Origin of the sequence: Algicola sagamiensis DSM 14643 (assembly GCF_000374485.1) — a bacterium.
Taxonomy (GTDB): domain Bacteria; phylum Pseudomonadota; class Gammaproteobacteria; order Enterobacterales; family Alteromonadaceae; genus Algicola; species Algicola sagamiensis.
The window spans coordinates 45859-61526 of the sequence record NZ_KB894491.1 but is presented as its reverse complement, the minus strand read 5'-3'; the positions used below and the strand labels follow the sequence as shown (position 1 = coordinate 61526).

Annotated in this window: 11 protein-coding genes; all 11 read left to right on the top strand. The window is 42.2% G+C overall.

The annotated features are described in order from the left end of the window. Nucleotides 1-18 precede the first annotated feature (18 nt). The 11 genes from C505_RS0100245 (at nucleotide 19) to C505_RS0100200 (ending at nucleotide 15633) form a co-directional block, all read left to right on the top strand. On the top strand, nucleotides 19-486 hold the full coding sequence (locus C505_RS0100245; protein WP_018690583.1) for a GAF domain-containing protein: 468 nt from the start codon (nucleotides 19-21) through the stop codon (nucleotides 484-486). A gap of 9 nt (nucleotides 487-495) precedes the next feature. After that, nucleotides 496-786 carry a hypothetical protein gene (locus C505_RS0100240; RefSeq protein WP_018690582.1) on the top strand — a complete coding sequence of 97 codons (291 nt, stop codon included), beginning with the start codon at nucleotides 496-498 and terminating at the stop codon, nucleotides 784-786. 13 nt (nucleotides 787-799) lie between these two features. Further along, nucleotides 800-1468 (top strand): RNA chaperone ProQ, encoded by a 669-nt coding sequence (gene proQ / locus C505_RS0100235; protein ID WP_026317615.1) that lies wholly within the window; start codon nucleotides 800-802, stop codon nucleotides 1466-1468. 17 nt (nucleotides 1469-1485) lie between these two features. After that, a complete protein-coding gene (gene prc, locus C505_RS0100230; RefSeq protein WP_040439067.1) occupies nucleotides 1486-3507 on the top strand; it encodes a carboxy terminal-processing peptidase in 2022 nt (673 codons plus the stop codon). Nucleotides 3508-3669: 162 nt separating this feature from the next. Next, complete coding sequence (gene nhaC / locus C505_RS0100225) at nucleotides 3670-5250, top strand: Na+/H+ antiporter NhaC (RefSeq protein WP_018690579.1); 1581 nt, start codon at nucleotides 3670-3672, stop codon at nucleotides 5248-5250. Nucleotides 5251-5252: 2 nt separating this feature from the next. Then, nucleotides 5253-7847: an aminopeptidase N gene (gene pepN, locus C505_RS0100220; RefSeq protein WP_018690578.1), complete on the top strand. Its 2595-nt coding sequence runs from the start codon at nucleotides 5253-5255 to the stop codon at nucleotides 7845-7847. A gap of 98 nt (nucleotides 7848-7945) precedes the next feature. After that, entirely contained in the window at nucleotides 7946-8179 is a 234-nt protein-coding gene (locus tag C505_RS23975; RefSeq protein WP_083938169.1) for a DUF2835 family protein, read from the top strand. Between the two features lie 474 nt (nucleotides 8180-8653). Beyond that, nucleotides 8654-10840 carry a DUF1302 domain-containing protein gene (locus tag C505_RS0100215; RefSeq protein WP_018690577.1) on the top strand — a complete coding sequence of 729 codons (2187 nt, stop codon included), beginning with the start codon at nucleotides 8654-8656 and terminating at the stop codon, nucleotides 10838-10840. Between the two features lie 15 nt (nucleotides 10841-10855). Then, nucleotides 10856-12220, top strand: coding sequence for a DUF1329 domain-containing protein (locus C505_RS0100210; protein WP_018690576.1), 1365 nt, complete (start codon nucleotides 10856-10858; stop codon nucleotides 12218-12220). A 69-nt stretch (nucleotides 12221-12289) separates the two neighbouring features. Beyond that, nucleotides 12290-13300, top strand: coding sequence for a WD40/YVTN/BNR-like repeat-containing protein (locus C505_RS0100205; RefSeq protein WP_018690575.1), 1011 nt, complete (start codon nucleotides 12290-12292; stop codon nucleotides 13298-13300). A 2-nt stretch (nucleotides 13301-13302) separates the two neighbouring features. Beyond that, nucleotides 13303-15633, top strand: a complete 2331-nt coding sequence (locus tag C505_RS0100200) for an efflux RND transporter permease subunit (RefSeq protein ID WP_018690574.1) — start codon at nucleotides 13303-13305, stop codon at nucleotides 15631-15633. The last annotated feature ends 35 nt before the right edge of the window (nucleotides 15634-15668 follow it).

The following is a 15668-nucleotide window of genomic DNA, read 5'->3' as shown; positions in this document are numbered from 1 at the left end:
TGTTAGTTATACCAGAGAATGGCAGAGAAAGCAGAGTTTTATACGAGTCTTGTCAAACAAGCAAGCGCGTTGTTGGAAGGGGAAAAGGACATCATTGCGAATAGCGCAAATCTAAGTGCACTTCTTTTCCAAAACCTGACGCAGGTCAATTGGGCCGGTTTTTATTTTTTAGATGAAGCCTCGCAAACACTGATACTTGGTCCTTTTCAAGGAAAACCAGCATGTGTTCGAATTCCTGTAGGACGAGGCGTGTGTGGGGCCGCTGTTGCTGAGCAAAGCATTCAACGGGTAGCCAATGTTCATGAGTTCCAAGGCCATATTGCATGTGACAGCGCGAGCGAATCCGAAATCGTGCTCCCATTTTTCCAAAATGGCCAATGTAAAGGTGTGCTGGATATTGATAGCCCCATCTTGGATCGATTTGATAACCTTGATCAAGAAGGCTTACAAAAGATCGTTTCCATCTTTGAAAAATCAATAGCATAATAGTGTGTTATGAAAGAATTAGTTGATTTGCGTGATTACTTAGTCACAGCGGAAGAGGTTGGTGATTGGTTTGGTGACGAGCAATTGGTTGCTGATCGATTGAATGAACTATATCATCTCTGCTGGACTCAAATCCCAGAAGACACTGCGCCTGACAAGGTTCGCGCAGTCCTTGATAGTATTTGGGAGCAGATAAGGGGCGATTTAACAATCGTCGAGGCAGAACCAGACGAATTGCACAGCTGGTTGTCGAATCATGTAGAAAACTGGCTGAATAGCCATGACAGCGATGGCGAATGACCAAGGTAGAATTATGGAAGCAAATGAGAAGTTAAAAGACGTAAATGAAGTAATCAGTTATTTGGCGGAGAAGTTCCCGAGCTGTTTTTTCATTGAAGGTGATGTAAAGCCCCTAAAAATCGGGATTTTTAAAGATATTGCAGAGCGCTTGGATGAGGCGGATAAAGTCAGCAAAACGCAGGTGAGACAAGCACTGCGTAAGTATACGTCGAGCTGGAAATATCTTAGAAGTGTTCAAGAAAACGACCATAGAATTGATTTAGATGGTCAGCAGGCTGAAAAGCTTGAAGAGCAGCACAAAGAATATGCTGCTAAAGTATTAGAAGAAAGCAGAGCAAAAGTTTTAGAGCGCCGCAAGAGCAAACCACGTAAAGAAGGTGGGCCTGCGAATCGTTCAAAACCACCACGTAAAGACCAACCATCTACTGGCCCACGTGGAAAACGTTTTGAAGGACAAAAAAGAAAACCGGATATTCAGGTTAAGCGTCGCGCTCCAAAGAAAAAGATTGAGCTGCAAAAGTTACCTGAAGAGCGTGTAAAACAGGGCGAAAAAGTTCGTGTTCAGCTTGGTCGAGCGCCAGTAGAAGGCGTGATTAATGAGATTAACAAGGATGATATTCATGTAGAACTCGTCACAGGCATGGTGATCAAAACTCAGATTGAGAATCTTTATTCGGCATGATGGCTAGGGGAGTTGATATGCATAGTATACGTTTAAAATTGCTGAGTGCTCTACTTTGTTCAGCCTCAATTTCCATATCTGCGCAAACAGCAGTGGAGAAAGATGCACTTCCAAAGTTGAAACAGGAAAGTCAACATGGAGTCTCAAGTGAAAGGGTTTCGCGTCACTTAACTCGGCAACATTATCTGAACGTATCTTTGGATGACCAGCTCTCTGAAAAAATGACTGAGCGATTCATCAAGTCCCTTGATTTCAATAAAAGTATTCTTCTTAAGAAAGATGTAGAACAGTTTGAAAAGAATCGTCATGTTCTGGACGATGCCGTCAAAGCAGGCAAGCTACATCATTTCTATAACTTCTTTAATTTGTCAATGGAAAGGCGATTTGAGCGTTATCATTATGCCATAAAGCTCTTAGATAAAGAGATGGATTTCACGAAAAAAGACGAATATGTCTATGATCGTGAAGACCTTGATTGGCCAAAGGATGAAGCTGAGTTGAATGAAATTTGGCGACAACGTGTCAAATATGATGCACTAAGCTTGAAGTTAACAGGGAAGAAGTGGAAAGAAATCAAAGATATTTTGACGAAGCGGTATTCCAATGCATTAAAGCGTCTGACGCAAACACAGAGTGAAGATGCTTTTCAAGTTATCATGAATTCACTTGCGCGAAGTATCGAGGCACACACTTCTTACCTCTCACCGAGAAATGCTGATCGTTTTAAAATGGAAATGAATCTTTCTTTGGAAGGCATCGGTGCAGTTTTACAGATTGAAGATGATTATACGACGATACGCAGATTGATCCCAGGTGGTCCAGCTGCACAATCGAAACGCCTCAAGGAAAAAGATCGTATTATTGCTGTTGCACAGGGTGATGAAGAGTTTGTTGATGTGATTGGCTGGCGGCTGGATGATGTCGTTGATCTGATTAAAGGCCCGAAAGGAACGACTGTACGTCTACAAGTCTTAAATGAAGGTGCAGACTCTCACCCGAAAGTCGTTGCAATGACAAGAGAGACAGTTCGTCTTGAAGATAGAGCTGCGAAGTCAGAGATATTTAAACCTGCCTTTGGCGAAGCAAGTTCAAAAATCGGTGTAATTTCTTTTCCGAGTTTCTACAACAACCTGAGTAAGGATGTGTTGAAAGAAGTTAATCAGCTGAAAAAAGACAAGGTTGATGGGATCATTATTGATCTCCGCGGAAATGGGGGTGGTTCCCTTCAGGAAGCAACATTATTAACCGGGTTATTTATCGATAAGGGACCCGTTGTACAAATTCGTGATCACAGTGGTGCAATTTCACTACAGAGAGATATGGACAACGTTATCGCCTACGATGGTCCTTTGACAATTCTTGTTGATCGATATAGTGCTTCTGCTTCAGAAATTTTTGCTGCTGCAATGCAGGATTATGGGCGTGCCGTTGTATTAGGTGAACAAACCTTCGGGAAGGGTACTGTTCAACAACATCGTGGTTTAGGCCGGATATATGATCTGTACGATAAACCATTAGGTAGCATCCAGTTCACTATTGCGAAGTTTTATCGGATTAATGGTGGAAGCACACAGCATCGCGGCGTCATTCCTGATATTAAGTTTCCAAGTGCGGTCGAGCCTGCTGAATGGGGTGAAAGCCAGGAAGAGAATGCTTTGCCGTGGGATAGCATTCATCGCGCAAAATACAATCAGGTGGATATTCTTGCAGATACGATTCATTCACTGAGAAAAGGTCATGAACAAAGAGTGAAGCTCGACCCTGAGTTCAAAATTATCAGTGAAAGAATTGCAGAATATATCAAGACAAAGGATGATATTTCAGTTTCTCTGAATGAAAAAGAAAGAATCGACAAAAAAGAACAAGAAAAGAAAAAAGACCTTGAAGTTGCCAATAAGCGTCTTAAAAGGTTAGGGCTTGATCCAATTACTAAATTGGATGATGCACCTGAAATCCTTGATGAAATTGATCCTTTCCTCCACGAAGCCTCTCGGATCACGACTGACCTGATCCAAACAAATCGTATTGCTAAAAAATAGCATTGAGCGGGTTAAAACCCGCTCAAACCCAATAGAAATCTACACATTGGACTTGTCACACACGCTGGAATGTGGATAATCCTGACTATCGGAATATTTTGATGCGCTTTTTTTGCATGAGTATTTTGACAGGGTTAAAAGGGTAATTTTTGGGTGAATCTTATGACAACAAACCGCAATCCCAGTTTATTGGATGCAATTATTCCCATCATCTCACTCATTGTGATGTTGTGTGTGTCCGTCATACTTTTTGGTAGTGACTCGTCTTATGGGCCGAACCAGATTGCATTGCTGCTTGCCGCAGGCATTGGTGCAATTATTGGTTTAAAAAATGGTTTCAAGTGGGAAGAGCTTGAGGCCGCGATGGTTGATGGCATCAAACTTTCTCTTGGCGCTGTTCTGATCCTTCTTGCCGTTGGTTCATTAATTGGTACATGGCTGCTTGCGGGTACAGTACCAACATTGATTTACTACGGGCTGCAAATTCTAAGCCCTGAATGGTTCTATGCTGCAAGCTGCATCCTGTGTGCTATTGTTGCAATGAGTATTGGTAGTTCTTGGACAACAGCAGCAACAATCGGTGTTGCATTAATTGGTGTTGCCGCGGGGATGGACCTTTCTGCACCGATAACAGCAGGCGCAATTATTTCTGGCGCTTACTTCGGAGATAAACTATCTCCACTTTCAGAAACAACAAACCTTGCACCTGCAGTTGCTGGAACAAAGCTATTTCCTCATATTCAGCATATGCTATGGACGACAATTCCAAGTTTTGTTACAGCACTTGTCATATTCCTGATTCTAGGATTATCTGGTGATACAGCAAGTGATATCAATCAGGTCGATGCTTACCTGCAAATATTGGATGAAAAATTCAATATCGGCCCAATGATGCTTGTTCCGCTTGTTGTTCTTGTGGTTTTAGCGGTGAAAAAAATGCCTGCATTTCCTGCTGTCGCAATTGGTGCAATCGTTGGTGCTGTATGGGCTGTGATCTTCCAAGGTGACATGATCCAGAGCATGTTAGCCAGTAAGCTTCATCCAATTTTGAGCCATATTAAGATTGTTTGGTCGACGCTCTTTAGCGGGTTTAGCATTGAAACAGGCAATGCAGACTTAGACTCGCTCTTGAGTGGTGGCGGTATGGCTAACATGATGAATACGGTCTGGCTAATTATCTGTGCAATGACATTTGGTGCTGTATTGGAGAAAGTCGGCCTGCTACGTAAATTCCTTGAAGTTATCTTGTCGATGGCTAAGAGCACGGGCTCTCTCATTACAAGTACGATCGCAACTTGTATCGGTACAAATATCGTGAGTTCTGATCAGTACATGTCTATTGTGATGCCTGGACGGATGTTTAAGGAAGAATATGAACGTAGAGGTTTGGATAACGTTAACCTTTCTCGGACACTTGAAGATGGTGGAACGATTACAAGCCCGTTGATCCCATGGAATACATGTGGTGCATATATGCACAGTGTTCTAAAAGTTGATCCACTTGAATATTTATTCTTCTGCTTCTTCAATCTGATCAACCCAGTGCTTGCGATTATTTATGCATACATCGGGTTTAAGATCTTGCGGATCAAACCAAAGAGTGCAATGCCAAAGCCTGAAGCAGAAGCAATGGCGCAATGCTTGAAAAATAACGCCATCATTGACAGGGCTGGAGCCGCCCTGCAATATAAGATATCGCGAAAGCCTGTATTTACAGGCTTTTTTTATATGGGAATACGATAACAATGACAACGACACATGATTTGCCGCAGGCGAAATATCTAAAAGATTACCAATCACCAGACTACACAATTTCTCATATTGATCTGGAAGCTCGATTAGATGATATGAGTACCCAAGTCACTGCAATACTGGATATAGAAAGACAAGGTAATCATCAAAAACCATTGATGCTTGATGGTTCTGATTTGGAGCTGATCTCAATCAGTCTCGATGGGATCGCATTAATGTCAGACCAATATGTCGTCTCCGAAACACACCTCACTGTCTATTCAGTTCCAGATAAATGTCAGCTACGTATTGTCAATCAAATTAGCCCGGTGCAAAATAAATCACTAGAGGGACTATACAAATCAGATGGGGCATTCTGCACACAGTGTGAGGCAGAAGGTTTCAGGCGGATCACTTATTATCTTGATCGCCCAGATGTGCTGGCGACCTATCATACGACAATTGTTGCGAAAGAGTCAGAATATCCTTATCTACTATCGAATGGAAATCTCGTCGAAACTGGTAGCTTGGAACAGGGTTATCATTATGCGAAATGGGAAGACCCTTTTCCAAAGCCTTGCTACTTATTTGCGCTTGTTGCTGGAAATTTCGATAAACTCTCAGATGAGTTTGTCACAGCTTCACAGCGTCAAGTTCAATTAGAGATCTATGTTGACCAGGGAAATGTGAGCCGTGCCGAGCATGCGATGGATTCTTTAAAAAGGTCAATGCGCTGGGACGAGGAGGTCTATGGGTTAGAGTATGATTTAGATCGTTATATGATCGTTGCTGTCGACTTTTTTAATATGGGTGCGATGGAAAACAAAGGACTGAATCTATTCAATAGTAAATATGTTCTGGCAGATAAGAAAAGTGCAACAGACACCGATTATCACGGAATTGAGTCTGTCATTGCGCATGAGTATTTTCATAATTGGACTGGAAACCGAGTGACTTGTCGTGACTGGTTCCAACTGAGCCTAAAAGAAGGGCTAACTGTATTCAGAGATCAAGAGTTTAGCGCAGATATGGGCTCAAGAGCTGTGAATCGAATTCAGCAAGTTGACTTGTTACGCTCGCGACAGTTCTCAGAAGATGCAGGCCCTATGGCGCATCCAATTCGCCCTGAAAAAGTCATCGAGATGAATAACTTTTATACGGCGACAGTTTACGACAAAGGGGCTGAAGTGATCCGGATGATCCATACGCTACTTGGCCAAAGCAACTTCCGTAAAGGCATGGACCTTTACTTTGAACGTCACGATGGTCAAGCAGTGACCTGTGATGATTTTGTTCAAGCCATGCAAGATGCTTCTGGGATTGATCTTGAGCAATTCAAACGATGGTATTTCCAAGCGGGGACACCAACAGTGTCAGCCTCGTGGAAATACGATGTTGATCAAAATCAACTAACATTAAGCTTATCTCAAAGAAATGACTCATTTCCTGAAAATAAACCCTCGGTGATCCCGGTTAAGCTTCAATTTATTTCTGAAGATGGGCAATCCATAGCAATAAATACGCAAGGAGATCAAAGCCAAGTACTGATCCTCAATGAGTCGACTCAAACCTTCCAGTTTGATCGTATTGAATCGCCAGTGATCCCGGTATTATTTGAAGGGTTTTCTGCGCCTGTGAAATTAGAACAAACCATTCCTGAGTTAGATCTACTTCGGATTGTACAGTATGCGCAAGATGGATTTGCTCGATGGGATGCCATGCAGTCATTTTGCACAAGAGTGATATTGACCGGTGAGTTGAGCTACTTTGATGAACATAAATCACTCTATCAGGCGCTGTTGCAGAAATTAGATGGTGACCTTGAACTCTATGCCGAGTTATTAGAAATTCCTGATATTCAAACACTTGCGGAACAAGTCGATGAAATTGATGTGTTCCAGATCCAAAGTCAGATTGATGCGCTTAAAGAAAGTTTAGCCAACGCTTTATCGAAGGAACTTATCGAGGCTTACCATTTGTTGAATGATGATAAATCACAGGATGAACGGCGACTTGTTGGGGTACGAGCTTTAAAAAACCAAGTATTATTGCTCCTTGCCCATTCATCTGAACAAGATGCGATCAGTGAGCTGGCAAAATTACAGTATACGTCGAGTGATACAATGACAGAACAACTGGGCGCACTCAAAGCTGCGAAAGTTGCCAATACGTCACTTTTTGCTGAACTCATGAAAGACTTTGATACGCGTTGGCAGCACGATGGTTTAATTATGGATAAATGGTTCGGTCTATACGCGCAAGTGGATGACGATGATACACTTTCAAGACTTGAAAAACTTCAATCTCACCGCTCTTATAATCCAGACAACCCAAATCGTGTACGTGCTTTAATCGGCCAGTTTATTATGAATAACCCGAAGCAGTTTCATCGTCCAGATGGAAAAGGTTATGCACTCCTCACAAGTGAGTTGATCCGATTGAATGAGTCAAATCCACAAGTTGCGTCTCGACTGATAACGCCATTATTAAGTTGGAAAAAATATAGCCAACCTCAGAAAAAACTCATGCAAATGGAGTTACAACGCTTATCAGAAGTTGATAACCTATCCCCTGATTTGTATGAAAAGGTCGAAGCAGCTCTATCATAAAATTCTTTCAGTCGATACAGGTAGGGCAATTGTTTTGTTGAGGTGTGTATGCAGCAGCACACCTCTGGCATATATTGTTGAAGTAAGGTTGAACACTGATGTCAAATAAGGTTTATTTTTTCTCAGTAAATCTCAGTAAAGAGCTTTGTTTAAGTTTCTACAGAGGCGAAACGCGTTATGTACACGTCGTCACTGATGGCGGCATACGCATCCAAATCCCTGTTCATCACTTTATGAACTTTGTGACTAACTCAGGTATTAAGGGAAGGTTCCGCCTTGTGTTGAATGAAAAAGCAACTGTGATTTCCCTCGAACAATTGACCCACAACTAGTTTTATTTTGCCGCTTAAGTCTGATCCCAATCTCAAGATTGGGGTTTTTGTGTACCTGTTCGATGGAATCAACGTTTTCTATCAGGACTATCCTTTTCGTATATATTTAGAGCAATAACTTCAAACAGTAACGGAGAGAATGGACTCGACATATGAGTTCTACAGGCTATGTTTAACAGGTTGTTCAAGAAAATACCTTTATTGGGCACTTGATGTTTAAAACAAATTATCAATAAATAGGTTCCCGAAATTACTCGGAACATGCTGAAAAATAAGTCAGAAATCTATCTTTCGAACAGTTATAGCCTTGCGGTGCCATTAAAATGATGTAATGATGTCGTCGCAATGGCTGGAGTAGGCTGTTCTGGTCGCTAGAAATAAAAAATAGGGCAGTTCAAAAACACAAACACGCCCTGACAATACGTTATCATTGCAGAACAATCACCTGTACAGGGACAGGGGAGACAATAAAATATGAGCAAAGGGCTAAGCAGCAAATTCACTAAAAACCCGATTGCCGTCGGTATTACCTCCGCTCTTTTGACGCTAACATCTCAACCGGTTTTATCCGCAAGTTTCAACTTCGGCGATTTTGATCTGACATTTGATTCCACCTTTTCAGTGGGAGCGAGTTGGCGGGTTGAAAATCGCGATATGTCAGCACGAGTTGGTAAAAGTAATAACGCAGAGCTTGACTGGAGTGATTATCAGATCACTGAGACACCAAGATATGACTCGGCATTTGTTTGGGATCAGACAGGTAGTTATTCAACCAATGGTGACAACGGAAACTTGAATTACGATCCCAGTGAAACATTTTCCAAGTTGTTTAAAGGGGTACATGATCTCGACTTCAAATATTCTGCACCAAGTGGTGAGTTTACGGGTGGGGCATTTATTCGGTTCATGTATTTCTATGACTTTGAACTGATGGATGAAGAAAGGCCTCACCAGAACATGGTTGCTTCACAGTCATCTGCACCTGTTGATGCAGGGACGGGGCCATGTGAGGACGAAGAAGCCAAAGATCTAGTTTGTCGAGATATTCGGTTACTTGATGGTTATCTTTATGGTGACTTTGAATTTGGTGAAAATGCGATCCCTGTTACGGTTCGTGTGGGGAATCAGGTACTTGCCTGGGGTGAGGCAAACCTTATCTCTCACGGGATTAATATTTCCCCTGTTGATATTGCACGTTTAAAAGCACCAGGATCAGAATTAAAAGAAGCATTTATTCCAACGGGGATGGTCTTTGTCTCTGTCGGTGCAACGGAAGACATCACGATAGAAACTTTCTATCAGTACCAATGGGAAGAAACCCAGCTTCCAGTGCCGGGAAGCTACTTTTCAACCAATGATTTTGCTGGAAAAGGAGGATATAAGAATAATGTCCAAATTTCCTTTGCTCAGCACCCAGATATGAACCTGCCGTTTTTGATTTCTCAGGTCAATGCATTTGGCTCTGGAATTGATGCATCCCAAAAAGCACTGATTGATGAATACCTCAATAGTGCAACATCAGAAACCCGCAAAAAACAAATTGGAGCAGCGCTCTCTTCTACGCTGGATAAATATGTTTTATTTGGTAGAAAAACAACATTACGTCCAAAAGATGGCGTGACTGAGCCAAAAGATGGTGGGCAGTATGGTTTTAAATTTGGAATATTACTACCAGAGTGGAATGATACTGAGCTTGGTTTTTATTACATGAATTACCATAGTCGGCGTCCACTTATTTCAGGCACAACGTCCAATTTTAACACCGCAGCGATGATTCGTGATTTGCAAAAGCTTGAACGTGGCTTAGTGACAGAGGATACGATCAGTGATTTAGAAGTTTACTCAAAAGCAACTTTATCCTATCCGGAAGATATCAAACTATTTGGTGTAAGCTTTAATACACCTGTTGGTGAATCTGCGATGGCTGGTGAACTTGTTTATCGCCAGGATGAACCTTTACAGGCAGATGATGTAGAGCTTCTATACGCAGCCGTTCCTGAGCAATTGGCTAATTCTGATTACTTGGCTGAAGGTGGCATTTCTCCAGACTCATCAGTCAGAGCACTGGAAGGGTTATCACAGCTTAAATTGAATGGAAGAAATGTGCTTCCTGGTGAGACTGCAAATGGTTTTATCTTGAAGGACTCTGTGCAAGCTGCGGTCAATTTATCCCATGTATTTGGGCCGGTTGGCTTCTTTGATAATTTGAGCTTATTTGGAGAAGTTGGTTTTCTTCATATTCTGGATATGCCACAACATTCTGAAATGCGACTAAATGGCCCAGGAACGGACAGAAATGGCGGCCTTGCAGGCAAAGAAGGTTTAGGTTTGACGATTCAAGACGGCTTTGAACAGAACCCATTCCCGAATGCTTCATCATGGGGTTATCGCTTCGTCACACAGACAGAAAATAACAATATTTTTTCTGGGATCAATTTAAAATCCCGTCTCGTTTTTTCACATGATGTGAATGGTATTTCTCCTGATCCTATTTTCTTATTTGTGGAAGATCGGCAGTCGCTTGGGATGACATTTAGTTTTAGTTATCAAAGCCGCTTATCTGCAGATTTTGCCTATAATGCATTCTGGGGTGGTGTTGGATCGACAAACACCATTGAGGATAGGGATTATGTGTCATTCAGCATCAAGTACTCAATTTAAGGGGATAAATTCAAAATGAAAAAGATTGCCCTGTTCACAACTGCGGTTACGATCGCACTGTCGAGCTACAGTACCTTGGCAAGAGTTTCTCAAGAAGAAGCACAAAAACTAGGAAAAACGCTAACACCTTTTGGTGCTGAACAAGCCGCAAATGCAGATGGGTCCATTCCTGCTTGGGAGGGAGGGGTAACAAAACCACCTGCGGAATATAAGAAGGGGATGCACCACCCAGATCCTTTTGCATCGGATAAGCCGCTTTTTACAATTACGGCACAAAATGCTTCTAGCTATCAGAAGTTTCTGACGCCCGGTGAATCTGCATTGTTGAAAACCTACCCCAAGACTTTCAAAATGCATATTTATAAGACTCGCCGTTCAGCTTCATATCCCAAGTATGTCTATGATGCGACTTTAAAGAATGCAACACGTTCTGAACTGGTCGAAGGCGGAAATGGTATTCGAAATGCTGCCGTTGGAATTCCTTTCCCGATACCGCAAAATGGATTGGAAGCGATTTGGAACCATATTGTTCGCTATCGTGGCGTTGCAGGAAAACGCTTTGGTGGGCAGGCTGCGCCAACTTCATCTGGTGATTTTACCTATATCGGATTTGATGAAAGCATTATGTTTGAGTATTCAAATCCAAATGCTTCACCAGAAACGCTCCAGAAAGACAATGTTCTTTTCCGCTTTAAGCAAAAAGTCACGCAACCTGCACGATTAGCTGGGACTGCACTGCTTGTTCATGAAACAATGGACCAGATAAAAACACCCCGACAGGCTTGGACGTATAATGCGGGCCAACGTCGTGTTCGGAGAGCGCCAAATGTTGCTTATGATGCACCGGGTACAGCTTCCGATGGTCTAAGAACAACGGATGATTTTGATATGTTCAATGGCTCACCAGATCGCTATAACTGGAAGCTTATGGGGAAAAAAGAAGTCTATATTCCTTATAACTCATATAAGTTACACAGTGATAAATTAAAGTATAAGGACATTCTAAAGGCAGGGCATATCAATCCAGAGTATGTTCGATGGGAAAAACATCGTGTTTGGGTGGTTGAAGCAACATTGAAGCCAGGAATGCGACATGTTTACAATAAGCGTATATTCTTTATTGATGAAGATAGTTGGCAGATACACGCAGCAGATCTTTATGATAACCGGAATGACCTTTATCGTGTTGCATTTGCTCATGGTTTGAATTACTACGAGATCCCAACACATTGGAGCACGCTTGAGGTGTACCATGATCTGAATTCTCGTCGCTATCTGGCCATTGGTTTGGATAATGAAGAAAAAATGTATGACTTCTCATTGAATTTTAAAAAGAGAGTTTTTACGCCAGCCCAGTTGAGACGAGAAGGTCGACGTTAATCATTCGAGGCGGTTAGCTTATGTTAGCCGCTTCTTCTCGAAGTTGGTGTTACTCTGAATAGGGTTGAAATGAAAAAGCTATTTGTTCCTATCATTCTGTCACTCTGGAGTATTGTAGCAATTGCCAGCGGTGATTTGGCAGCATTTAAGGCAAAGCTGGTCGAGAAATCTCTACTCACAGATATTGTGAAGTTACCCAATCGCAATATCGTTGCAGTCGGTGAACGTGGCCATGTGATTGTTTCTGAAGACGGTGAAAAATGGGTTCAATCAGAGGTGCCAGTTTCTTCGAACTTGACCGCAGTTCACTTCATTGATAATCGCAGAGGTTGGGCTGTTGGGCACCATGCCACAATTATTCATACCAGCGATGGTGGAAAAACATGGTTCCGTCAATTATACCTTCCTGACTTAGAAAAACCATTTCTTGATGTGTACTTCCGAAATGGTAAGGAAGGGATCGCAATCGGGGCTTATGGCCTTTTCTTTCGTACTGAAGATGGTGGTGCAACTTGGTCTGAGGAATTTCATGAAGAGTTTCTTTCTGAAGATGACCAGTTTTACTTAAAAGATTTACGTTTAGATGACGAAGAAGCTTATGAAAATGAGCGACGCTTTATTTTGGTCCACTTTAATCGAATATATGCAGATGGTGTTACGCTGTTCATGACCGGTGAAAACGGCATGCTTTCCAAAAGCAATGATATGGGTCGAAGCTGGATCAAATTACCAACAGTTTATATTGGATCGTTTTTTGATTTAATTCGAACACAACGAAGTAGTTTGCTTGCAGTGGGATTGCGAGGAACGATTTTTAAAAGTGATGATCATGGTGAGAGTTGGCACCGTGTTAATAGTAAAAGCACTTCGACGATTAATAGTGTTTTGGAAGATCAGTTTGGGCGGCTCGTCCTTGTTGGAAATGGTGGCGCAATTATGGTGAGCACAGACGACGGAAAGACGTTTCGTTCCGTACCACTTGATGGTGGAGAGGCAATCGTAAATGCAGTTCCACATAAAAACAAATTAATCTTGGTGACTGAAGCAGGTATCAAGGTCATAGAAGCTGGCGCATTGTAAGTATGAATATAACAGGTTTTGTGAATACATTTGAAGTGGCTATTTTCCGACACCGAAGTGCGGTACTCGGGATCTTCACCCTCCTTTCCTTGTTTTTCCTGTATCAAGCGACACAAATCAAGCTTGATGCGGGCTTTATGAAAAACATTCCTCTCAACCACTCCTACATGCAGACTTATCTGAAGCATCGAGAAGATCTGGGTGGTGCGAATAATATCCTTGTTGCCTTGTGTGATAAACGAAGTGATATATTCAATAAGCGCTTTTTTAATCGTTTAAAAAGTGTTCATGATGAAATGGTACAGATCCCAGGTGTCAATAAATCCCAAGTAAAGTCATTATTTTCACCTGGTACTCGCTTTGTTGAAGTCGTTGAAGATGGTTTTGCTGGAGGTCCGGTTATCCCGGCAGACTTTAAGCCGGATTATGACGGGCTTTCTATCGTTCGTTCCAATATAGAAAAAGCAGGGATTATCGGTCGGATGGTTTCCTCTGACTTTAAGTGTGCCATGGTGACGGCACAATTACTTGAAGTCAACCCGACTACAGGTGAAAAACTTGATACGATCACGTTTGCAAATACAGTAGAGCAGAAAATCCGAGGTACATTTGAAGACAAAAGTGTCACTATCCATATCATCGGTTTTGCAAAAATGATTGGTGATGTAGCGAATGGTGCAAAGAATGTCTTGGTCTTTTTTGCAATCGCAATCGGCATCACAGCCTTGATGGTTTTTTTCTTTTCTAGAAATATATTACTGACATTATTACCGATAACTTGCTCTCTTGTTGCTGTGATATGGCAAATGGGGTTATTGACGACACTCGGTTTTGGTATCGACCCGATGTCAATATTGGTGCCTTTCTTGATCTTTGCCATTGGTGTCAGTCATGGTGTCCAAATGATCAATGCTGTCGGTAAGCAAGTTGCAGAAGGGAAGTCTTCTAAAGATGCAGCACAGAGTAGCTTCCGACGTTTATTATTGCCAGGCGGCGTAGCACTGCTTTCTGACACTGTTGGCTTTATCACCCTGCTTGCAATCGATATCGGGATTATTCGGGAGCTGGCAATTACGGCAAGTCTTGGTGTGGCAATTATCATCTTCACAAACTTGATTCTATTGCCTGTGCTGATGTCTTATGTCAATTTCTCACAGAAATATAAAGACAGGGTTTCTCGTCCAAGTCAGCTCGCAGAAGAAGTTTGGCGCTTCTTTGCGTTGTTTGCTAGGCCGACTGCGTCAAAAGTGATCATCGTCATCATGATTGTTGGTTTTGTCTTTGGGTTTATTCGTTCTTTGGACATGAAGATTGGTGATTTACATGCAGGAGCGGCACCGTTGCATGAGTATTCGAGATATAACAAAGATACATTCCTGATTACAGATAAGTTTGCAATCACGACTGATATTATTAGTGTGATTGCCGAGGCTGAACCTCAGTCATGTACAGATTTTTCTGTGATGACACTGGTTGATCAATTCCAATGGCGTATGGCGAATGTTGAAGGGGTGCAGTCGACGGTCAGCTTAGCATCAATTTCTAAACTATTTAATGCGGCATTTAATGAAGGCAACCCGAAATGGCGTGTACTGCCGAGGAATGAACAAACATTGGCTCAGGCGACTTCTCGGATAGAAACAAGTTCGGGTCTATTAAATCGGGATTGTAGTGTCATGCCGATCCTTGTCTTTTTGGAAGATCATAAGGCAGAAACAATCGAGCGCGTTGTAAAGGCAGCGAAAGAAGCAAGCAAAGTTTTAGATTCTGGAAAAGTGCAATTCAAACTTGCTTCTGGGCCGGTTGGTGTGATGGCGGCGACCAATGAAGTTGTGAGTTCAGCGCAAATACCGATGATGCTTTATGTCTATGGTGCAGTCATTGCATTGTGTTTGCTGAGCTTCCGTTCTGTTCGCGCAACAATATCTGTCATTATCCCACTCTTTATTGTCTCGACACTGGCTCAGGCATTGATGACGAAACTGGAAATCGGGTTAACTGTTTTCACGCTGCCTGTCATCGCACTAGGTGTGGGGATTGGTGTTGACTATGGAATTTATATTCTTTCTAGTATGAGTCAACAGATCAGAGATGGCATGCCAATTCCGCAGGCATACCTCATTGCTTTACGTGAACGTGGGGGTGCAGTGCTATTTACGGGGATTACTCTGGCAATTGGTGTAAGTACGTGGGTATTTTCAACATTGAAATTTCAGATGGATATGGGAATTCTCCTGACATTTATGTTTATTGTGAACATGTTGGGAGCAATTGTGATGCTACCCGCAATTGCAGCAGTGCTTTGGCCCAAAAATAAGGAACAAAGGCGTTAGTCAATTTTATGAATAAAGATGGTGTGAGGGTGTAT